Below are 18,748 nucleotides of genomic sequence, written 5' to 3'. Positions count from 1 at the left end.
CCTCAGGGCAGGGTAGAGGAAGGCGCGTCGAACGCGGCCTTCACCGCCGGGCGCAGCAGCACGATCAGGGTGAATACGCCCAGCACCGTTCCCAGCGGCATCAGCATGCACGACAGCGCGGCCACCACCAGGCACAGCGTGTGGCGGCGGCGGCGCGCCAGGCAGCGTCCGGCATAGGCCATGAACCCGGCCAACGACAGTCCGCACAGGATCAGGACCGAGCCGATCACGATGAAGATCCAGCCGAACAGCTGGGTCTCACCGGGCGACGCCGGTCCGCCGTTGCTGTTGATGGGCATCGCGCCGGTCAGCGAGGCGATGCCAATGCCTACATGTATCAGCGGAAACAGCGAGAACAGCCCGGTCAGGCCGGCCACGACGTAATGGAAGATCGACAGCAGCCGGAGCTGCGAGGCGTCTTCGGCAGACAGCGTCGAGGGTGCGTCGGGGAGCGGTGCGTCCATGCCGTTCTCCTGGTCGATCAGCCGATCCGGACGCGTTCGGCGCCATCGGCCGGGGTGACCTTGCCGATGGTCCACTGCGCCAGGCCCTGGGCCTCGACGGCGGCAGACACGCTGGCTACCTGGTCCGGGGCGACGATCAGCACGAAGCCGATGCCGCAGTTGAAGGTGCGCCACATCTCGCTGTCGGCCACCGCGCCTTCGCGCTGCAGCCACTGGAACACCGGCGGCAGCGTCCAGGAGGAGGCGTCGATGTCCAGGCCGAGGCCCTCGGGCACCACGCGGATGATGTTCTCGGTCAGGCCGCCACCGGTGATGTGGGCCATGCCGTGGATCGCCGCGCCGTGGGTCTTGAGCAGCGCCAGGATCGGCTTGACGTACAGGCGGGTCGGCGCCATCAGCGCGTCGACCAGCTTGACCCCGCCGTCCAGCTCCAGCTCGGCCGGGCGGCCGGCGCGGTCGTAGATGCGGCGCACCAGCGAGTAGCCGTTGGAGTGCGGGCCGGAGGAGGCGATGCCGATCAGCACGTCGCCATTGGCCACGCTGGCGCCGTCCTTCAGTTCGCTCTTCTCCACGCCGGCCACGGTGAAGCCGGCCAGGTCGTACTCGCCCGGGGCGTACATGTCGGGCATTTCAGCGGTCTCGCCGCCGATCAGCGCGCAGCCGGCCTCGGTGCAGCCGTTGGCGATGCCGCCCACGACCGCCGCCGCGGTGTCGATGTCAAGCTTGCCGGTGGCGAAGTAGTCCAGGAAGAACAGCGGCTCGGCACCCTGCACCAGCACGTCGTTCACGCACATGGCGACCAGATCGATGCCGATCGTGTCGTGCCGGCCCAGCTGTTGTGCCAGCTTCAGCTTGGTGCCAACGCCGTCCGTGCCCGACACCAGCACCGGCTCGCGGTACTTGCTGGACAGGTCGAAGAGGGCGCCGAACCCCCCCAGGCCGCCCATCACCTCCGGCCGGAAGCTGCGCTTTACCAGCGGCTTGATGCGCTCGACCAGTTCATTGCCCGCGTCGATGTCGACGCCGGCGTCGCGGTAGGTCAGGGGGGAGGGGTTGGACGGGGAATTGGTCACGGGCGTCGGCGCTGCGCTGGGGTGAAAGCGGGATTTTAACAGGCCACGTTGGCGCGCAGGCCCTATTCGGGCAACAATTCCCCCCGGATACGCTCAATGGAAGTCCTGATGCGCCGCAGCCTCTTTGTAATGATGTTCCTCGCGCTGTGCCTGCCGGTGGCCACGATGGCCCAGAGCGGCCTGCGTACCGAAGGCGACGTGGCCACGGCCAGCGGGGCCTACGAGGCCGAAGTGCCGGTCAACAGCCAGAGCGATTCCGATCGCGGCGGCGCCATGGCGCGCGCGCTGGGCAACGTGCTGGCCAAGCTGTCCGGCGACCGCAGCGTGATGACCCGCCCGGGGGTGATGCAGGCCCTGCGCGATGCCAAGAACTACGTGGCCAGCTATGACTACCGCCAGGACCAGAGCACCTCGGCCAGCGGCGCCCCCAGCTACCGCACCATGCTGGTGGCCCGGTTCCGCCAGGACGACGTGGACGGGTTGATCTCGGCCCTGGGCCTGCCGCTGTGGCCGCAGCCGCGGCCCAAGCCGGTGATCTGGCTGGCCATCGATGACGGCAGTGGCCCGCGCCTGGTCACGGTGGCGCAGGCCAATGCGGCCCGCCCGTTGCTGAACCGCGCCGTCGAGCGCGGCTACAAGCTGGGCCTGCCCACCGGCAGCGCCGCCGAACAGGCCCTGGTCGGGGCGATCTGGCGCCAGGACACCGCGGCAGTGGCCCGCGCCTCGTCGCGCTATGCCCCGCCGATGCAGCTGGTGGGCAAGCTGTACCGCGACAAGAGCGGCGGCTGGGTGGCTGACTGGGTGTTCGTGGACGGCGGCAAGGAGCTGAACAAGTGGACCGTCAAGGACACCGACGCGCGCCGTGCGATGTCCAGCGGCGCCGACGGCGCCGCCGATGCGCTGGTGCGCCGTTACGCCAAGGCCGGTGCGGCCACCGGGGCGGCCGGCACCTACACCATCGCCGTGACCGGGCTGGACAGCGCCGAGGACTACATGCGCCTGGCTGCAGGGCTGCGTGAGAACCCGGTGGTGCGCAACATCACCCCGCTGCGCGCCTCGGGCAACCGCCTGGAGCTCTCGCTGGAAATGACCGCCGGCCTGGCCGGGCTGAACCGCATGCTGGGCGACAACGGCGTGATCGTGCCGCTGGCACCGCTGCCGGTGCCGATCGACGAAGACGCCACCGGCAGCACCCCGCCGCCGCCTGCCAGCAACGAGTACCGCCTGCGATGATCCTCACCCCGGAAGCCGAAATCGCGCAGTTCCTGCGCCGCGTCAAATACATCCTGCTGGCCCTGGCGATCGGTTGGGTGGTGTGGCTGCTGGCCCCGATCCTGACCCCGTTCGTGCTGGCGCTGGCGCTGGCCTGGCTGGGCGACCCGCTGGTGGACCGGATCGAGGCCACCGGCCGCTCGCGCAACACCGGTGTGGTGCTGGTCTTCGTGGCGATGGTGCTGGTGATCACCGCCGCGCTGCTGATCCTGGTGCCGATGATCGAGCGCCAGATTTCGACCCTGATCGCGGCCATTCCGCAGGCCCAGCAATGGCTGATGCAGAACGCCATTCCGTGGTTCGAGCAGAAGACCGGCATGGAAATCATGCCGTGGCTGGAGCCGGACCGCCTGATCGACTGGGTGCGCAGCCACTGGGAACAGGCGGGCGGCTTCGCCAAGACCTTCTTCGGCTACGTCTCGCGTTCGGGCTTTGCGATGGTGACCTGGGTGGTCAACATCCTGCTGCTGCCGATCCTGGCGTTCTACTTCCTGCGCGACTGGGACAAGCTGGTTGAACGCGTGGCCTCGACCATCCCGCGCAACCACGTGGGCACCATCACCAAGCTGGCGCGTGAGTCCAACGAGGTGCTGGGCGCGTTCATCCGTGGCCAGTTCCTGGTCATGGTGGCGCTGGGCCTGATCTATGCGATCGGGCTGTCGCTGGTGGGCCTGAAGCTGGGTCTGTTGATCGGCTTGATTGCCGGGCTGATCAGCTTCATTCCGTACCTGGGCGCCACCACCGGCATCGTCATGGCCGTGTTGGCCGCGCTGGTGCAGGCGCAGGGCTTCGACCTGAAGCTGCTGATCCTGGTCGGCGTAGTGTTCACCGTGGGCCAGCTGCTGGAAAGCTACGTGCTGACCCCGCGCATCGTCGGCGACAAGATCGGCCTGCACCCGGTGGCGGTGATCTTCGCGGTGATGGCCGGTGGCCAGCTGTTCGGCTTCCTGGGCATGCTGCTGGCGCTGCCGGTGGCGGCGGTGAGCAACGTGCTGCTGCGCTATGCGCACCTGCGCTACCGCGAGAGCGAGCTGTATGCCGGTGAGCCGACCGCGATCGTGCTCGATTCGTACATCGACAAGCCGACCCTGATCGTCGATACCTCCAAGGGTCCGGATCTGAAGTGAGCGTCGTTCCGCAGCTGCCGCTCGCCCTGCGCTACCCGCAGGACGAGCGACTGGAGACCTTCATCGGTGCACCCGACGGTGCGCTGGCGCAGCTGCGCGCGATCGCCGTGGGCGCGGATCAGCACTGGGTGTACCTGGAGGGGGCGGCCGGCACCGGCAAGACCCACCAGGCGCTGGCGATGTGTTCGCTGGCCGAACAGGCCGGCCGCCAGCCGACCTACCTGCCGCTGAAGGCGGTGGTGGGCCGCACCCGCGCCGCGCTGGAATCGCTGGAAGGCCGCGACCTGGTCGCTCTGGATGGACTGGATGCAGTGGCCGGGCAGCGCGACGACGAAGTGGCGCTGTTCGATTTCCACAACCGCGCGCGCAGTGCCGGCGTCACCTTGTTGTATACCGCGCAACACGCGCCGGACCAGCTGGGCCTGGTGCTGCCTGACCTGCGTTCGCGCCTGCAGCAGTGCGTGCGCGTGGTGCTGCAGCCGCTGGACGATGAAGGCCGCGCGGCGGTGCTGCGCGAGCGTGCGGCGCGGCGCGGGTTGTCGATCGACGAGCCGGCCATTGAATGGCTGCTCACCCGCACCGGGCGCGAACTGGGCAGTCTGGTGAGTCTGCTGGATTGGCTGGACCGCGAATCGCTCGCCGCGCAGCGGCGCATCACCGTGCCGTTCTTGAGGCAGGTGGTGGAAGAGGGTTCGCACCGGTTGTAGAGCCACGCCATGCGTGGCTGCTCTTCCTGTCGGCACCGTGCAGCCACGCAGGGCGTGGCTCTACGTCAGGGTTGCATCCAGATCTGCCAGCCGCTGCGGCGTGCCTACGTCGGTCCAGCATCCTTGATGATGCTGCCCGGTGACCCGGCCGTTCGCCATGGCGTGGCGCATCAGCGGGGCGAGGCCGAACTGCGGCGGGTTCGCTGCGGCGCCGTCGGTGTCGCCGATCACGGCGCGCCATCCGTCGAGAATCGCGGGCCGGTACACGCCCACACCGGCATAGGTCAGGCGCGGCGCATCGCCTGCATCGCTGACCGTGCCGTCCCCGCGCAGGATGAAATCCCCGCGTGGATGCTGCGCCGGGTTGTCTACCAGCACCAGGTGCGCATCGCCCTGCGGTTGTGGGGGCAACGTGGCGAAGTCCACGTCCGTCCACACATCGCCATTGACCACCAGGAACGGCGCATCGCCCAGTACCGGCAGCGCATTGAGGATGCCGCCGCCGGTTTCCAGCGGCACTGCACCTTCATCGATGAAGTGCAGGCGCACGCCCCAGCGGCTGCCATCACCCAGCGCGGGCGCGAACTGATCACCCAGCCACGAGGTGTTGATCACCACGTCGCGGAAGCCCGCCGCGGCCAGCCGCTCAAGATGCCACACGATGAGCGGCTTGCCACCGGCCACCAGCAGCGGCTTGGGCGTGGTGAGCGTGAGCGGACGCATGCGTTCGCCCTTGCCGGCACTGAATATGATCGCCTTCATGCGCGGCTCGATACCGGCAGCGCCAGCGCGGCCATCGCCGGCTTGATCCGCTCCTGTAGCAGCGTGTTCAAGCCCGCCAGCTCCGGATGGCGCGGCAATACTTCATCCAGGTAGCGGATGAAGCGCGGCGCATCGTCGAAATAATGGCCCTTGCCGTCGCGGTCGCGCAGGCGCACGAACAGACCCAGGATCTTCAGGTGGCGCTGCACGCCCATCCAGTCGGCATCGCGCAGGAACTGCGGCCACGGCCGCACCGGCAGCCCGGCCGCCTGCGCCTGCGCGTGGTAGCGCGCCAGCCAGGCATCCACGCGTTCCAGTGGCCAGCTCAGGAAGGCGTCCTTGAACAGGCTCACCGGGTCGTAGGCGATCGGTCCACGCACCAGGTCCTGGAAATCCAGCACGGCCGGGCCGCCGTCGACCGGCATCAGATTGCGTGGCATGAAGTCGCGGTGGGTGAGCACCTGCGGCTGCTGCAGCGCGTTGTCCATCAGGCGGCGATGCGCCAGCTGCAGCTCCTCGAGCTCGCCGCAGTCCAGCTGCAGGCCCAGGTGGCGCTGAAGGAACCACTCGTCGAACAGGCCGGCGTCACGCTGCAGCAGCGCCTCGCCGAACGACCCCATGCCCTCGGGCACCGGGATCGACTGCAGGCGGATGAGCTGTGCGAACGCCGCATCCATCCACGCATCGGCGTTGTCGTCGTCGATGTGCCGCGCCAGCGTTGGGCCGCCCAGGTCTTCCAGCAACAGGAAGCCCTGTTCCTCGTCGCGGGCCAGCACACGCGGCACGCGTACGCCGTTGGGTTCCAGCAGGTCATGCATGCGCAGCCACGGGCGCACGTCTTCCAGCCCGGGCGGCGAGTCCATCACGATGTGGCTGCCGCGCGCGCTGGTGGCGCGCCAGTAGCTGCGGAAACCGGCATCGACCGAGGCGCGGTCCAGGTGCAGGTCGGGGTCGCCCAGTGCGGCGACGGTCCACTGCCGGCGTTGGTCGGCGCGCAGCGGGTCGGAAGCAGGATCGTTCATGGACAGGTACGTCGAAGCGGCGCCGGGTGGCGCGCGTGGAAGGGAAGGACGGAGAGGATGATCAGCGTTTGCTGCTGAAGAGCCGCAGCACGGCCAGCACGGCGATCGCGCCGAGGGTGGCGCCGATGAAGCCGGCCGGTTCACCGCGCGAATACCAGCCCATGTACTGGCCGAACCAGCCGGCCACCAGGGCACCGACGATGCCGAGCACGATGGTCAGCAGGCAGCCCATGCGGTTGTTGCCGGGCATGAAGAAACGCCCGAACAGGCCGACGATGAAGCCGACCAGGATGATGTAGAGCCAGCTGGAGCTGCCGAACAGACCGTCCATCGCATGATTCCTGCAGGAGATGGACGCAGCCTATCAAAAGGCTGCGTCCCTCCGCGTGCACCCTACTGCCGCGCGTTGCCCGGCAGCCACGTAGCGCCGGGCTCTGCCCGGCAACCGGGTTCAGCAGCAGCCATGCCCGCCGTGGCGGGTGCCGCTGTCGGCCGCCACCGGCGAACCGCTGGTCTCGCCACGCAGGCTGGCTGCGTAGTGCTCGCTGATCACCTTGGACACGCAGGCGGTCACCCGCTTGCCCATCGGGATGTGCAGGAACTCGTTCGGGCCGTGTGCGTTGGAGTGCGGGCCGAGCACGCCGGTGATCATGAACTGCGCGCCCGGGAATTTCTCGCCCAGCATGCCCATGAACGGGATCGAGCCGCCTTCGCCCATGTACATCGCCGGCTTGCCGAAGAAGGTCTGGCTGGCATCGTCGATCGCCTGGGTCAGCCACGGCGCCATGTCCGGTGCGTTCCAGCCCGACGAGGCCTTTTCCAGGTCCAGCTTCACTTCCGCGCCATTCGGCGGGTCGCGCAGCAGTGCTTCCTTGAGCAGCTCGCCGCAGGCCTTGCCGTCGGCGGTCGGGGGCAGGCGCAGCGACAGCTTCACTGCGGTGTACGGACGCAGCACATTGCCGGCCGACGCCAGCGGCGGCATGCCATCCACACCGGTCACCGACAGCGCCGGGCGCCAGGTGCGGTTGAGCACCAGCTCGGTCAGGTCGTCGTTCATCGGCTTCAGGCCGTCGACCATCGGGAACTTCTCGAAGATCTCGGTATCGACCACCTCGGCAGCGCGCTTGGCCTGCACCTGGCGTTCTTCCGGGATCTGCACGTGCATGCCGTCGATCAGGATGCGGCCGGTGTTCTCGTCCTCGATGCGCGACAGCAGCTGGCGCAGCAGGCGGAAGCTGGACGGCACCACGCCGGAGGCATCACCCGAGTGCACGCCTTCGTTGAGCACCTTCACCGAGAAGTTGCCGCCGGTCAGGCCGCGCAGCGAGGTGGTGCACCACAGCTGGTCGTAGTTGGCGCAGCCCGAATCCAGGCACACCACCAGCGACGGCTTGCCGATGCGGTCGGCCAGGTGGTCCACGTACGCCGGCAGGTCGTAGCTGCCCGATTCCTCACAGGCCTCGATCAGCACCACGCAACGGGCGTGCGGCAGGTTCTGTTCCTGCAGCGCCAGCACGGCGGCCAGCGAGCCGAAGATGGCGTAGCCGTCATCGGCGCCGCCGCGGCCGTACAGCTTGTCGTCGCGCAGCACCGGCAGCCACGGGCCCAGGTCGGCGTCCCAACCGGTCATTTCCGGCTGCTTGTCCAGGTGCCCGTACAGCAGCACGGTATCGTCGCCGGTCTCGGCGCCGGTAGCGGGAATTTCCAGCAGGAGCAGCGGCGTGCGGCCTTCCAGGCGCACCACCTCCACCGTCAGGCCGGGCAGCTTCTGTGCCTTGGCCCAGGTTTCCATCAGGGTGACGGCCTGTTCCATGTACCCGTTGGCGACCCAATCTGCGTCGAACATCGGCGATTTGTTGGGAATACGGATGTATTCGACCAGTTGCGGGACGATTTCGTTGTCCCACTTTTCGTTGACGAATTGGCCGAGTTTGGCGCTGTCCATCTGCAACTCCGAAGGCATTGATCTGATCCCGACATTCTACGCCTGCGCGCAGGGTAGGTATTTCCCTACATCACGTCAGGTATTTGGCTGGCTGTGTGAAGACGATGTGGACGATAGGCTATGTGTATGTGGCGAGGGACACTGACTGCTCCGACGGGATGCCGGCAGGAGTCGGTTCCGGGTCACAGGGAGCTGCACGGTGGGGCCTTGGATTTCGTGGAAGGCGCTTGCGCTGGGACTGCTGTTGACCGGAGCCGCTTTGGCGGCAGACCGCATCAACATCAATACGGCAGATGCGTCGACGCTGCAGCAGGGATTGACGAACGTGGGGCCGCACAAGGCCCAGGCGATCGTCGCGTACCGGCGACAACACGGACCTTTCCTCCGGGTCGAGGACCTGGCACGGGTGAAGGGGATAGGGACAGCAACGGTCGAACGGAATCGACGACGGATGACGGTGGGGGCCAGGACGGCACCCGCGGCGGAACCGCCCAGGAGGGCAGTTCCGGCACCCGTACCAAGGCGCTGACCAACAGGATGGGTCGCGACCGGCATGACGCCGGTCATGGCGGACAGGCACGACGCCTGCTCGCAGCGACAGCCGCACGGAGGCGGCACGCAGGGACGCGGCGCGGAAGGAATGGCGCGGATCCGCCAGGACGGTGGCATCCAGACCCGGGAAGGGGAGGGATGGCGGAAAGATATACGGCCGAGTGCAGGGAGCATGGCCGGCACCCACACTGGGCAGGACGCACAGGGGGAAGGCGGGAAGCCGACACGGATGTGATGATTGCCCGGTCTGCACAGGGATGTGTGACCGGGCAATTTTGTTTTTTGGGGTTGGATTTCCGGATGTTGGCGCCGGTGGGTTTCAGCTCCGGTGGGTTTAAACGTCGGTGGGTTGGCCGTTGCCGCGGTGATGCGGTGGTGGATGCTTGTGCCGCGCTGCGCGCGGTTGCCACGCAACAGAATCATGCCCCTAACGAGGCGGATGTTCCCCGGCGCGTGGCGACGCGTTCATCGGTATGGCGCACGTCTGTCATGGGGCGCGGCGTGGCACTACGAATTTCTACGTGCGCAGGACGATGGCGTTTTTCCATATCGTGCATCATGCGTAGCGACACGCCATGCGTGTCCTCGACCCACCCGAAGGAAGGCCACATGCTCACGCGCCGCACGCTGCTCACACTCGGACTTGCGTCCCTGTTGGCCACGGCTGTATTTCCTGTACTCGCCGCCAGCCCGCCTGCGCCCGCAGCAACCCAGGCGCAGCCCGGCCCCACCGACCTCAAGCCCGGCCAGTTCCTCTGGCATCCGGAAATCTCTCCTGCCGGCCCGATCGTGCTGGTGGTCAGCCTGGACGAGCAGCGCGCCTACGTGTACCGCAACGGCATCGCCATCGGCCTGAGCACGATCAGCTCGGGCAAGGCCGGGCATGAAACCCCGACCGGTGTGTTCACCATCCTGCAGAAGGACAAGGACCACAAGTCCAACCTCTACAACAGCGCGCCCATGCCCTACATGCAGCGCCTGACCTGGGACGGCATCGCGCTGCACGGTGGCAACCTGCCCGGGCACCCGGCCTCGCACGGTTGCGTGCGGCTGCCGCAGGCCTTCGCGCAGAAGCTGTTCGGCGAAACCAAACGCGGCGACACCGTGGTGGTGGCCGATGCCAAGTCCGCACCGATGACGCTGGCCTACCCGGCGGTGCTGGCCCCGGTGAACAGCACCGGCAAGGCGCTGCTCGAAACCACCGACGCACCGGACCATTACTGGAACGACAGCGCCGCACCCGCCGGCCAGGTCGGCATCCTGGTCAGCCTGCACGACCAGCGCCTGTACGTGCTGCGCGATGGCGTGCTGATCGGCGAATCGCGCCTGGAAGCCAAGGCGCTGCCGGCGTTCGAGGGCACCACGTTGTTCGTGATGCAGGACGGCTACTCGGATGCCGCCAGCCCGCTGGACGCCAGCCAGAAGCTGCACAAGTGGACCGCCTACCCGCTGCTCGGCCAGAGCGCGGGCAACGCCAGCCCCGACCTGCTGGCCACGCCCAGCCTGCCCTTGGCCTTGCCGCCCAGCTTCGCCACGCAGTTGTACAAGGCGCTGGTGCCGGGCACCACCCTGCTGGTGACCAGCCTGCCGGCGGTGCGCCCGGTGGCGGATGAACAGAATCTGCAGCCGGTGTTGGAATCCGACGCGGGTGGGTCCACCTTGTAAAGATGGCCCCCGCCGGTACCGTGTAGATGCGCTTGCTTTCCCTTGCCCCCGTTGTCCTGTGCGGGCTTGTGCTGACCGCACAGGCCGGCACCGCCCACGCGGCACCCGCGCCGGCACCGCGCGCGCTGCCGCCGGCGCAGCTGGCCGACATGCTCGCGCGCGCCGCGCCCAATGCGGACCGCAAGGTGTTGCAGCTGGCAGCGCGGGCCATGACCTGCGCGTTGCGGCGGCCCGAACTGGGCATCGACCCGGGCCGGTTGAGCGTCATCGACTATTCGCGTCCGTCCACCGAGCAGCGCATGTGGGTGTTCGACCTGACGCGCCAGAAACTGCTGTTCGAGGAGTGGGTGGCGCACGGCCGCAACAGCGGCGGCAACCAGACCGAACGCTTCTCCAACCGCGATGGCAGCTTCATGTCCAGCCTGGGCGCGTTCACCGCCAAGGAAACCTACATGGGCGGCAATGGCTATTCGCTGCGCCTGGAGGGGCTGGAGCCGGGCTTCAACGACAACGCGCGCGACCGCGCCATCGTCATCCACGGTGCGCCGTACGTGAACCCCACCATCGCGCGCTTGCAGGGGCGGCTCGGCCGCAGCCTGGGCTGCCCGGCGGTGCGCCTCACCGTGGCGCGGCCGTTGATCGACAGCCTGCGCGACGGTGCGCTGGTGTTTGCCTATTATCCGGACAAGGAGTGGCTGGAACGCTCGCAGCTGCTCGGCCCGAACTGCGGTGGCAGCACCGGCTGAGGCACAATGGCGGCATGTCAGAGACCACTGCCCTGAGCGCTGCCACCCGCGTCATTCCGAGTTTCGAGTACCGCCGCGAACGCTGGCGCAACGGCCTGGGCTGGACCCGCGAGATCCTGCGCGTGCCCGACACCGACGCGTGGCAGGTGCGGCTGTCGATTGCCGAGATCGAACAGGACGCGGCGTTTTCTTCCTTCCCCGGCATCGAACGCGAGCTGGTGCTGCTGCGTGGCGAAGGCCTGCGCCTGCGCTTCGCCGACGGCGCGGTGCACACGCTGCTGCCGCCGCACGATCGCCTGCGCTTTGCGGGCGAGGCGGAGGTGCATGGCGAGCTGGTGGATGGCGTGACCCACGACTTCAACCTGATGTGGCGGCGCGATGCGATCGAGGCCGAGCTGTTGCACCGGCCACTGGTGGGCAGCATGTTCTTCTTCACCGAACCCGGTACGGCGTGGGCGATCCATCTGCTCGCCGGGCAGGCCGAATTCGAAGGCGAGCCCGATCTACCGCCGCTGCAGCAGGGCGATACCGCGTGGCTGGCTGCAGGGCCGCGCAGACGTTTCGCGCTGCGTGGCGGTGGCGAGTTGCTCGCCATTCGTTTGAGCGGGAGTGACGCCTGATAGAACCGACTGGGTCGTGCAATCAATACACGTCGCGGCGGTAGCGGCCTGCCACGATCAACGCCTCTTTGCCTTCGCGGCCCAGCGCCTGCTCGATCACCGCATCCACGGCCGGGGCCATGCCCTGCAGGCTGCCGCAGACGAGCATCGTGGCGCCCTCGCGCACCCACTGGCGCAGCGTGTCCAGCTCCGCGCGCAGGCGGTCCTGCACGTAGCGGTGCTCTCCGCCGTCGCGGCTGAACACCGTGTCCAGCCGCGCGATCATGCCGTCGCGCTGCCAGCGCTGCAGGTCGTCGCCGAAATGGAAATCGTGCGCGGCGGTGCGCTCGCCGAACAGCAGCCAGTTGCGGCGCGCACCCGCATCGACCCGTGCGCGCAGGTGCGCGCGCAGCCCGGCGATGCCGGTGCCGTTGCCGATCAGGACCAAGGGCACGTCGTGCGCGGGCGCGTGGAAATTGGGGTTGCTGCGGAAGCGCAGGTCGATGCGCCCACCCAGCGCCGCGTGATCGCAGAGCCAGCCGCTGCCCAGGCCCGGGGTGCCGTCCGGGCGCAGCAGGCGGCGCAGCAACAGCAGCACCTGGCCTTCGCCCGGCATGCTGGCAATGGAGTATTCGCGGTGCGGCAACGGCTTGAGCGTGGCAACCAATGCCGCATCGTCGGCCGGTACCGAATCGGGCAACACCGGCAGGTGCGAACGGGCCAGGTAAGCGCGCAGCGGCTGCCCGTTGATGAGCGCGCCGCCGTCGCGCGCGTGCGCGGCCAACCACGCCTCGACATCGGCCGGGCCGTGCTGCGGTCCGATCTCCACCACGTCGCCGGCCTGCCACGCGGGCAGCACGCCGTCGGCCGGCACCAGGCCCACCCGCCACGTTGCGGCGCCGGGGCTGCCTGCGTTTTCCAACTGGCGCTCGTGCAGCTGCCAATGCGCGTACTGCGCCGGCGTCCAGTCGGGCAGGTCGGTCGCGCCGCCACCGAGCTGGCCCAGCAACTGCTGCCAGTGGCGCAGGGCGGCCGGGTCGGCGTTGTCCACCTCCACCGTGTCGAACAGCGGGTGTGCGCCGTGCTGGCGCAGCCACGCATCGAGCTGGTGGCCGAACGCGCAGAAGTGGCCGTAGCTGCGATCGCCCAGCGCCAGCACGCCGTAGTGCAGGTCCGGCAGCGCCAGGTCCTGCGGCATCACCCGGCGCAGGAAGGGCAGGGCATGGTCGGGGGCGTCGCCCTCGCCGGTGGTGCTGGCGATCAGCAGCATGCGGCGGGTCTGCAGCAGCAGCGGCGCATCCAACTCGTGCAGCCCGCGCACGCGTACCGCCACGCCGGCAGCGCGCAACACCTCGGCGCTGCGCTCGCAGAGCTGCTGGGCGAAGCCGGTCTGGCTGGCCCAGGCCAGCAGCAGCGGCGCCGCCTCGCCCTCGGGCGCGGCGTCATCGCGGCGGCGGCCGCGCCACCACAGCAGTGCGCAGAACGCGGCATAGGCCGCCAGGCTGCCGGCCGCCCAGCGCCACTGCGAGGCGAGTGGCGCGCTTTGCCACCACGGTTCCTGCAGGTGCAGCCGCAGCAGCAGCCAGCCCAGCACTGCCAGCAGCAGCATCACCAGCACGTTGCCGAGCACGGCGCGCGAGGGGCGGGCGCTCATGCGGCCGCCTGCTGCGCCAGCAGCTGTTCGAACGCGGGGCTCAGGTGTTCCTCGATGCCACGCGCGCTGCGGGTGATGAAGCGCGCGGCAAGGCCGTTCGTCGTGGCGAACTCCAACCCGGTCTCTGCGCCCATCACGGTCAGCGCGGTGGCCCAGCCATCGGCGTGCATGGCGTCGCGCGCCACCACCGTCACCGCGGCGGCGGCCCGGCTTACCGGTGCGCCCACGCGCGGGTCCAGGGTGTGGCTGTAGTGCGTGCCGTCATGCATGTACTGGTGCCAGCGGTCGCCGGAGGTGGCCACGGCCAGGTCGTCCAGCGCCAGCACGCGGGGTGGGTATGACAGCTCGGCCTCTTCCTCGGGACCGGCTTCGACCAGCACGCGCCACGGCTGCCCGTCTGGCTTGCGGCCGTAGCCGTGCAGTTCGCCGCCCACTTCCACCAGCGCTGCCGCGACGTCGTGCTCGCGAAGCCAGCGGTGGATCAGATCCACCGCAAAGCCCTTGGCGATGGCCGACAGATCCAGTTCCAGGCCACCGGGTTGCAGCAACGTGTTGTTGTGCCACTGCAGTCGCCGCCACCCGCAGCGTGCGCGCGTGGCGGCAAGCAGGTCAGGGTCGGGCACGTGCTGGGCATGCGCGTGGGCGCCAAAGCCCCACAGCGCTACCAGCGGACCCACGGTGGGATCGAATGCGCCGTCGCTGCGACGTGCGATATCCAGCGCACCCTCGACGACCTCGGCGAACAGTGCCGGCAGCGGCAGCGAGGTGCCGGCCGCTGCGCGGTTGAATTCGGAAATGTTGCTGCCTGCCTCCCAGGTACTCATCTGCGCCACCACGGCATCCAGCTGCGCCTGGATGCCCGCATGCAGCGGGTGCAGGTCGCGGCCAACGGGCGCGGTCAGCTTGACCTGCCAGGTGGTGCCCATGGTGTGGCCACCGAGGCTGGCTATGTCGAGAACGGGAGCGGTCATCAGGTCCAACATTGAAGAACGTAGCGCCGGGCTCTGCCCGGCAAAAACGGGAAACCGGGCGTTGCCCGCAGAACGTAGTGCCGGGCTCTGCCCGCAGAACGTAGTGCCGGGCTCTGCCCGGCAACGCAATCCCTACAGCGCCTGCCAGGTAAAGCCTTCGCCGCGCCGGTAATAGACGCGCGTTGCCTTTCCGTACAGCGTGCTGGCGTCTACCAGCCCGAAGTAACGGCCGTCGGCGCTGTTACCGCGATGGTCGCCGAGCATCAGCACCTTGCCCGTAGGCACGGTCAGCCCGGTGATGTCCGGGCCGCCGCCCTGCGCCAGGTCGAGCCGAGCCAGGATGCGCCCGAAGTCTTCCACCTCGCCCAGACCCGCCTGCGCCAGCGGCTGGCCGTTGATGCTGAGGTGCCCATCGAACAGGTCCACCCGGTCGCCGCCGACCGCGGCAACGCGCTTGATCAGGCGGGTGCCGTCCTGCGGGGAATCGAACACCGCCACTTCCCCGCGCTGCGGCGTGCCGGTGTGCAGCAGTTCCACCGAGGTGAACGGCAGGCGCAGGCCATAGGCGCGCATGTCCACGACCACGCGGTCGCCCGGTTCCAGGGTGGGCTGCATGGAGCCGCTGGGCACCTGGTAGTGGTTGGCCAGGCTGTCGCGCGCGGCGGCGAGCAGGCCGAGCATGACCAGCAGCGGCAGGGCTTCCTTCTTCAGCCAGTGGAGCAGGCGGTTGGATTGGGGTTCGGCGGCGGCAGTGGTCATGTGGCGATCCTTGCGGGTGTGAGTGGGGTCTGACCGGTGGTGTGCGCCCCGAGTTCCCATAGCGACGAGCGACGTTGGCAACGGCGTTGCCGCTGCCTGCGTCACCTACCGCTGCGAAAAGCTACGCATTGTTTACGCGTCTCCGGCATGCGGGTCATCGCCACTTTATGCCCTCCACGCGCATCGTGGCGACACCGCGCCCCCGGGCGCTTTGTCGAGGTGTTCCATGACCATCCTGTTGCTCCGGCAGCCGTCGCCGGACCCGCTGCCGGTGCCGGCCCAGCTGGCCGGCCACGCCGTGCACTGCCAGGACTGCGCCACGTTGCCGGCGCTGCTGCAGTGCCTGCGCCAGGCCCGGGAGAGTCAGCCGGCGTGGGTGCTGATCGAGACCGCCGCCGCCGAACCGGCACAGTGGGCCGCGCACGGCCGCGCGCTGTGTGCGGCGCTGGAGGCGTTGCCGTCGCCGTATATCGAGATGGCGGCCAACGACGACGACGGCCTGGACGCGCACCTGCACCCGCAGCACGCGCCCGTGGCGCGGGTGGTATGCAGCAGTGGTCGCGAGGACGCCTGCCGGCTGTCGCTGGCGATCGCCGCACGCCGGTTGCTGACCGTGGAAGGGAGTGCCTGAGCCATGTCGATCTTCATCATTCGTGGCCCGGAAGCGAGCGGGCCGTTGATCCGTACCGCGCAGCCGTTGCCGGCACCGGTGCTGAAGGCGCTGGTGCACCGCGCGATCGATGCGGGCACCACGGTGGCGATTCGCGCGTGTGGTTCGGAACAGGAACTGCTGGATGCGCTGCGCGTGGCGGATCACAGCCGCGGCGAGGTGACGCTGCTGGACCCCGGCGCATGCGTGGGCAGCCCGCGGCTGCAGCGGTTGCTGCCGCATCTGCACAACGTGTACGTGGAAGTACATGACGATGACAGCAGCGCGCCCGAAGCGTGCCTGCCGGCCGATGTCGGCCATCGCATCGGCGTGGCACACGGGTACTGCGCGCAGAGTTACATGCATGCGTTGGAGATCGCGCTCGATCACCTCGGTTGCAGCGAGGTGGGGTGCCGCGTGGGCACGTAGGGCCGGACACACGAACGGCAGGGTTTCCCCTGCCGTTCGTTTTCAGCTCGGCCACGTACCAACTAACAGTTGGTACCTACCGTGATCCCTACGGGATCACTTCAAACCGCGATTGACCAGCAGCGGTTCCACCGACGGATCCTTGCCGCGGAATTCGCGGTACAGGTCGGCCAGCTCCACGCTGTTGCCGCGCGAGAGGATCTTGTCGCGGAACACCTGGCCGTTTTCAGCGGTCAGGCCACCGTGCTCCTTGAACCACTCGAACGAATCGTGGTCCAGCACTTCGGCCCAGAAGTAGGCGTAGTAACCAGCCGAATAGCCGCCGCCCCAGATGTGGTCGAAGTAGGTGGTGCGGTAGCGCGGCGGTACCTGCGGCAGGTCGACCTTGAACTTCTTCAGCGCGGCCGCTTCAAACGGTGCCACGTCCTGCAGCTTGGCGTCGGCCGGCTGGGTGTGCCAGGCCAGGTCGAGCAGTGCGGCCGACAGGTACTCGGTGGTCGCGTAGCCCTGGTTGAAGGTACGCGCCTTGAGGATCTTGTCGACCAGCGCCTGCGGCATCGGCTCGCCGGTCTTGTAGTTCTTGGCGTAGTTGGCGAAGACCTTCGGGTCCAGCGCCCAATGCTCGTTGAACTGCGAGGGGAACTCGACGAAATCGCGCGAGGTGCTGGTGCCGGCAATGGACGGGTACTTCACGTTCGAGAACATGCCGTGCAGCGCATGGCCGAACTCATGGAACATGGTGGTGACGTCGTCGAAGCTCAGCAGCGCCGGCTGGCCAGCAGCGGGCTTGGTGAAGTTGCAGACGTTGTAGACCACCGGCTTGTCGCCGGTCAGGCCGTTCTGCTCGACGAACACGTCCATCCATGCGCCACCGGACTTGCTGTCGCGCTTGAAGTAATCGGTGTAGAACAGCGCCAGCGAGGTGCCGTCCTTGTCGAACACTTCATACACCTTCATGTCCGGGTGGTAGGTCGGAATGTCGGTGCGCGGCTTGAAGGTGATGCCATACAGCTGGGTAGCGGCGTAGAAGACGCCGTTCTGCAGCACGTTGTCGAGTTCGAAGTACGGCTTGATCTGCGACTCGTCCAGGTCGTACTGCGCCTTGCGCACCTGTTCGGCGTAGAAGTCCCAATCGGACGCGGCCAGCTGGAAGCCGCCCTTCTGAGCGTCGATCACCTTCTGCATCTCGGCGATCTCGCCGCGCGCCTTGTTGGTGGCGGCCGGCACGGTGTCGGTCAGCAGCTTGAGCGCGGCGGCCGGGGTCTTGGCCATCTGGTCGGCCAGGCTGTAGGCGGCGTAGTTCTCGAAGCCGAGCAGCTTGGCCTTCTGCGCACGCAGCTGGGCCAGGCGCTGTACGGTTTCGCGGGTGTCGTTGGCATCGCCGCGCTCGGCGCGGGTTTCGGAGGCCTTGAGCACGGCGGCGCGCTGCTCACGGTTGCTCAGCGAGCCCAGCACCGGCTGCTGCGTGGTGTTCTGCAGCGGCAGCAGGAACTTGCCTTCCAGGTTGCGCGCCTTGGCGTCGGAGGCGGCGGTGTTGATCTCCTCCTCGCTCAGGCCGGCCAGCTTGGCCTTGTCGTCCACTACCACGGCGGCAGCGGCGGTGGCGGCCACCAGGCGGGTGTGGAACTGGGTGGCCAGCGTGGTTTCTTCCACGTTGAGCTTGCGCAGGCTGGCCTTGTCGGCGTCGTTCAACTGCGCACCGGCGCGCACGAATTCCTGGTAATCACGCTCGACCAGGCGCGTCTGCACCGGGTCCAGGCCCAGCGAGGCGCGCTGGTCGTAGATGCTCTTGATGCGCGCGAACAGCTTCGGGTCCAGGCTGATTTCGTCCTGGTGCTCGGCCAGCTTCGGGGCGACTTCTTCCTGGATCTTCTGGCGCGCTTCGTTGGTGTCGGCCTGGACCAGGCCGAAGAACACGCGCGACACCCGGGTCAGGGTCTCGCCGCTGCGCTCGAGCGCTTCGATGGTGTTGTCGAACGTGGCCGGTTCGGGGTTGTCGGCGATCTTGCGCACTTCGGCCAGGTGCTGCTTCATGCCTTCGTTGAAGGCCGGCAGGTAGTCACTGTCCTTGATGCGGTCGAACGGCGGCGCCTGGAACGGCAGCGTGCTGGCGCTCAACAGGGGGTTGGTGGACGCGTCGGCCGGCTGCTGCGCGGCGGGGGTCTGGGTGTCGGACACGGGGGTGGACTCCTTGCCGGAACAGGCCGCCAGCGCAAGGCTGATGGCGGCGGCCAAGATAACGGTACGCGACATGAAACGGGCTCCTGGAATGAGGTGAGGCGGCGAAAGCCGCAGCCGATCACCCTACTCCCATTGCCCGCGCCCGGCATGTGCCGGACGTGGCGCCTGGCC

The 18,748-nt window shown here is 68.3% G+C and carries 19 protein-coding genes; 9 read left to right on the top strand and 10 right to left on the bottom strand.

Annotation, left to right across the window (positions count from 1 at the left end; genetic code table 11):
- Positions 1 to 2: 2 nt before the first annotated feature.
- A complete protein-coding gene (locus ACOZHM_RS07125) occupies positions 3 to 464 on the bottom strand; it encodes a hypothetical protein (RefSeq protein WP_421568454.1) in 462 nt (153 codons plus the stop codon).
- A gap of 17 nt (positions 465 to 481) precedes the next feature.
- Complete coding sequence (purM, locus tag ACOZHM_RS07120) at positions 482 to 1,507, bottom strand: phosphoribosylformylglycinamidine cyclo-ligase (RefSeq protein ID WP_421568626.1); 1,026 nt, start codon at positions 1,505 to 1,507, stop codon at positions 482 to 484.
- A 138-nt stretch (positions 1,508 to 1,645) separates the two neighbouring features.
- Here purM and ACOZHM_RS07115 point away from each other — a divergent pair, with 138 nt between their 5' ends.
- Genes ACOZHM_RS07115 through hda form a run of 3 tightly spaced genes read left to right on the top strand, consistent with a single transcriptional unit; the run spans position 1,646 to position 4,643 of the window.
- On the top strand, positions 1,646 to 2,770 hold the full coding sequence (locus ACOZHM_RS07115) for a DUF2066 domain-containing protein (RefSeq protein WP_421568453.1): 1,125 nt from the start codon (positions 1,646 to 1,648) through the stop codon (positions 2,768 to 2,770).
- On the top strand, positions 2,767 to 3,936 hold the full coding sequence (locus ACOZHM_RS07110; RefSeq protein ID WP_421568452.1) for an AI-2E family transporter: 1,170 nt from the start codon (positions 2,767 to 2,769) through the stop codon (positions 3,934 to 3,936). Before ACOZHM_RS07115 ends, ACOZHM_RS07110 begins: the two co-directional genes overlap by 4 nt.
- Complete coding sequence (gene hda, locus ACOZHM_RS07105) at positions 3,933 to 4,643, top strand: DnaA regulatory inactivator Hda (RefSeq protein ID WP_421568450.1); 711 nt, start codon at positions 3,933 to 3,935, stop codon at positions 4,641 to 4,643. Before ACOZHM_RS07110 ends, hda begins: the two co-directional genes overlap by 4 nt.
- A gap of 60 nt (positions 4,644 to 4,703) precedes the next feature.
- Here hda and murU read toward each other — a convergent pair whose 3' ends face one another.
- The 4 genes from murU to ACOZHM_RS07085 form a co-directional block, all read right to left on the bottom strand.
- Positions 4,704 to 5,405 carry an N-acetylmuramate alpha-1-phosphate uridylyltransferase MurU gene (gene murU, locus ACOZHM_RS07100; protein WP_421568448.1) on the bottom strand — a complete coding sequence of 234 codons (702 nt, stop codon included), beginning with the start codon at positions 5,403 to 5,405 and terminating at the stop codon, positions 4,704 to 4,706.
- A complete protein-coding gene (locus tag ACOZHM_RS07095; protein WP_421568447.1) occupies positions 5,402 to 6,427 on the bottom strand; it encodes an aminoglycoside phosphotransferase family protein in 1,026 nt (341 codons plus the stop codon). The genes murU and ACOZHM_RS07095 overlap by 4 nt, the downstream gene beginning before the upstream one ends.
- Positions 6,428 to 6,488: 61 nt before the next feature.
- Positions 6,489 to 6,758, bottom strand: coding sequence for a GlsB/YeaQ/YmgE family stress response membrane protein (locus tag ACOZHM_RS07090; RefSeq protein ID WP_421568445.1), 270 nt, complete (start codon positions 6,756 to 6,758; stop codon positions 6,489 to 6,491).
- Positions 6,759 to 6,878: 120 nt separating this feature from the next.
- Positions 6,879 to 8,372, bottom strand: a complete 1,494-nt coding sequence (locus ACOZHM_RS07085; protein WP_421568443.1) for a M20 family metallopeptidase — start codon at positions 8,370 to 8,372, stop codon at positions 6,879 to 6,881.
- A gap of 199 nt (positions 8,373 to 8,571) precedes the next feature.
- Between ACOZHM_RS07085 and ACOZHM_RS07080 the strand changes: the two genes are divergently transcribed.
- The 4 genes from ACOZHM_RS07080 (at position 8,572) to ACOZHM_RS07065 (ending at position 11,955) form a co-directional block, all read left to right on the top strand.
- Positions 8,572 to 8,901: a ComEA family DNA-binding protein gene (locus ACOZHM_RS07080; protein WP_421568442.1), complete on the top strand. Its 330-nt coding sequence runs from the start codon at positions 8,572 to 8,574 to the stop codon at positions 8,899 to 8,901.
- 632 nt (positions 8,902 to 9,533) lie between these two features.
- Positions 9,534 to 10,589 (top strand): L,D-transpeptidase, encoded by a 1,056-nt coding sequence (locus ACOZHM_RS07075; protein ID WP_421568441.1) that lies wholly within the window; start codon positions 9,534 to 9,536, stop codon positions 10,587 to 10,589.
- Between the two features lie 26 nt (positions 10,590 to 10,615).
- The gene (locus ACOZHM_RS07070; RefSeq protein ID WP_421568440.1) at positions 10,616 to 11,335 is read left to right on the top strand and encodes a murein L,D-transpeptidase catalytic domain family protein; all 720 of its coding nucleotides are present in this window, start codon (positions 10,616 to 10,618) and stop codon (positions 11,333 to 11,335) included.
- A gap of 14 nt (positions 11,336 to 11,349) precedes the next feature.
- A complete protein-coding gene (locus ACOZHM_RS07065) occupies positions 11,350 to 11,955 on the top strand; it encodes a HutD family protein (RefSeq protein WP_421568439.1) in 606 nt (201 codons plus the stop codon).
- Between the two features lie 22 nt (positions 11,956 to 11,977).
- Here the strand turns inward: ACOZHM_RS07065 and ACOZHM_RS07060 are convergent, their stop codons facing one another.
- From ACOZHM_RS07060 to lepB, 3 genes are all read right to left on the bottom strand, one after another.
- Entirely contained in the window at positions 11,978 to 13,588 is a 1,611-nt protein-coding gene (locus ACOZHM_RS07060; RefSeq protein WP_421568438.1) for a sulfite reductase subunit alpha, read from the bottom strand.
- Positions 13,585 to 14,559 (bottom strand): FAD:protein FMN transferase, encoded by a 975-nt coding sequence (locus ACOZHM_RS07055; RefSeq protein ID WP_421568436.1) that lies wholly within the window; start codon positions 14,557 to 14,559, stop codon positions 13,585 to 13,587. The genes ACOZHM_RS07060 and ACOZHM_RS07055 overlap by 4 nt, the downstream gene beginning before the upstream one ends.
- 132 nt (positions 14,560 to 14,691) lie before the next feature.
- The gene (lepB, locus tag ACOZHM_RS07050) at positions 14,692 to 15,318 is read right to left on the bottom strand and encodes a signal peptidase I (RefSeq protein WP_421568435.1); all 627 of its coding nucleotides are present in this window, start codon (positions 15,316 to 15,318) and stop codon (positions 14,692 to 14,694) included.
- A 226-nt stretch (positions 15,319 to 15,544) separates the two neighbouring features.
- Here lepB and ACOZHM_RS07045 point away from each other — a divergent pair, with 226 nt between their 5' ends.
- Complete coding sequence (locus ACOZHM_RS07045) at positions 15,545 to 15,949, top strand: hypothetical protein (RefSeq protein ID WP_421568434.1); 405 nt, start codon at positions 15,545 to 15,547, stop codon at positions 15,947 to 15,949.
- 3 nt (positions 15,950 to 15,952) lie between these two features.
- The gene (locus ACOZHM_RS07040; protein ID WP_421568433.1) at positions 15,953 to 16,396 is read left to right on the top strand and encodes a 3-dehydroquinate dehydratase; all 444 of its coding nucleotides are present in this window, start codon (positions 15,953 to 15,955) and stop codon (positions 16,394 to 16,396) included.
- A gap of 96 nt (positions 16,397 to 16,492) precedes the next feature.
- On the opposite strand, the gene dcp is transcribed toward ACOZHM_RS07040, so the two are convergent.
- Positions 16,493 to 18,649 (bottom strand): peptidyl-dipeptidase Dcp, encoded by a 2,157-nt coding sequence (dcp, locus tag ACOZHM_RS07035; protein ID WP_421568432.1) that lies wholly within the window; start codon positions 18,647 to 18,649, stop codon positions 16,493 to 16,495.
- Between the last annotated feature and the right edge of the window lie 99 nt (positions 18,650 to 18,748).

Origin of the sequence: Stenotrophomonas sp. PD6 (genome assembly GCF_049199305.1) — a bacterium.
GTDB lineage: Bacteria > Pseudomonadota > Gammaproteobacteria > Xanthomonadales > Xanthomonadaceae > Stenotrophomonas.
The sequence above is the reverse complement of the archived record's forward strand: the minus strand, read 5'-3'. Positions and strand labels throughout refer to the sequence as shown.

Bases quoted from the DNA above. Each gene is read 5' to 3' on its own strand.
- ACOZHM_RS07125 (WP_421568454.1), bottom strand. From the start codon at position 464: ATGGACGCACCGCTCCCCGACGCACCCTCGACGCTGTCTGCCGAAGAC.
- ACOZHM_RS07115 (WP_421568453.1), top strand. From the start codon at position 1,646: ATGCGCCGCAGCCTCTTTGTAATGATGTTCCTCGCGCTGTGCCTGCCG.
- ACOZHM_RS07110 (WP_421568452.1), top strand. From the start codon at position 2,767: ATGATCCTCACCCCGGAAGCCGAAATCGCGCAGTTCCTGCGCCGCGTC.
- murU (WP_421568448.1), bottom strand. From the start codon at position 5,405: ATGAAGGCGATCATATTCAGTGCCGGCAAGGGCGAACGCATGCGTCCG.
- ACOZHM_RS07095 (WP_421568447.1), bottom strand. From the start codon at position 6,427: ATGAACGATCCTGCTTCCGACCCGCTGCGCGCCGACCAACGCCGGCAG.
- ACOZHM_RS07090 (WP_421568445.1), bottom strand. From the start codon at position 6,758: ATGGACGGTCTGTTCGGCAGCTCCAGCTGGCTCTACATCATCCTGGTC.
- ACOZHM_RS07085 (WP_421568443.1), bottom strand. From the start codon at position 8,372: ATGGACAGCGCCAAACTCGGCCAATTCGTCAACGAAAAGTGGGACAAC.
- ACOZHM_RS07075 (WP_421568441.1), top strand. From the start codon at position 9,534: ATGCTCACGCGCCGCACGCTGCTCACACTCGGACTTGCGTCCCTGTTG.
- ACOZHM_RS07070 (WP_421568440.1), top strand. From the start codon at position 10,616: ATGCGCTTGCTTTCCCTTGCCCCCGTTGTCCTGTGCGGGCTTGTGCTG.
- ACOZHM_RS07065 (WP_421568439.1), top strand. From the start codon at position 11,350: ATGTCAGAGACCACTGCCCTGAGCGCTGCCACCCGCGTCATTCCGAGT.
- ACOZHM_RS07060 (WP_421568438.1), bottom strand. From the start codon at position 13,588: ATGAGCGCCCGCCCCTCGCGCGCCGTGCTCGGCAACGTGCTGGTGATG.
- ACOZHM_RS07055 (WP_421568436.1), bottom strand. From the start codon at position 14,559: ATGACCGCTCCCGTTCTCGACATAGCCAGCCTCGGTGGCCACACCATG.
- lepB (WP_421568435.1), bottom strand. From the start codon at position 15,318: ATGACCACTGCCGCCGCCGAACCCCAATCCAACCGCCTGCTCCACTGG.
- ACOZHM_RS07045 (WP_421568434.1), top strand. From the start codon at position 15,545: ATGACCATCCTGTTGCTCCGGCAGCCGTCGCCGGACCCGCTGCCGGTG.
- ACOZHM_RS07040 (WP_421568433.1), top strand. From the start codon at position 15,953: ATGTCGATCTTCATCATTCGTGGCCCGGAAGCGAGCGGGCCGTTGATC.
- dcp (WP_421568432.1), bottom strand. From the start codon at position 18,649: ATGTCGCGTACCGTTATCTTGGCCGCCGCCATCAGCCTTGCGCTGGCG.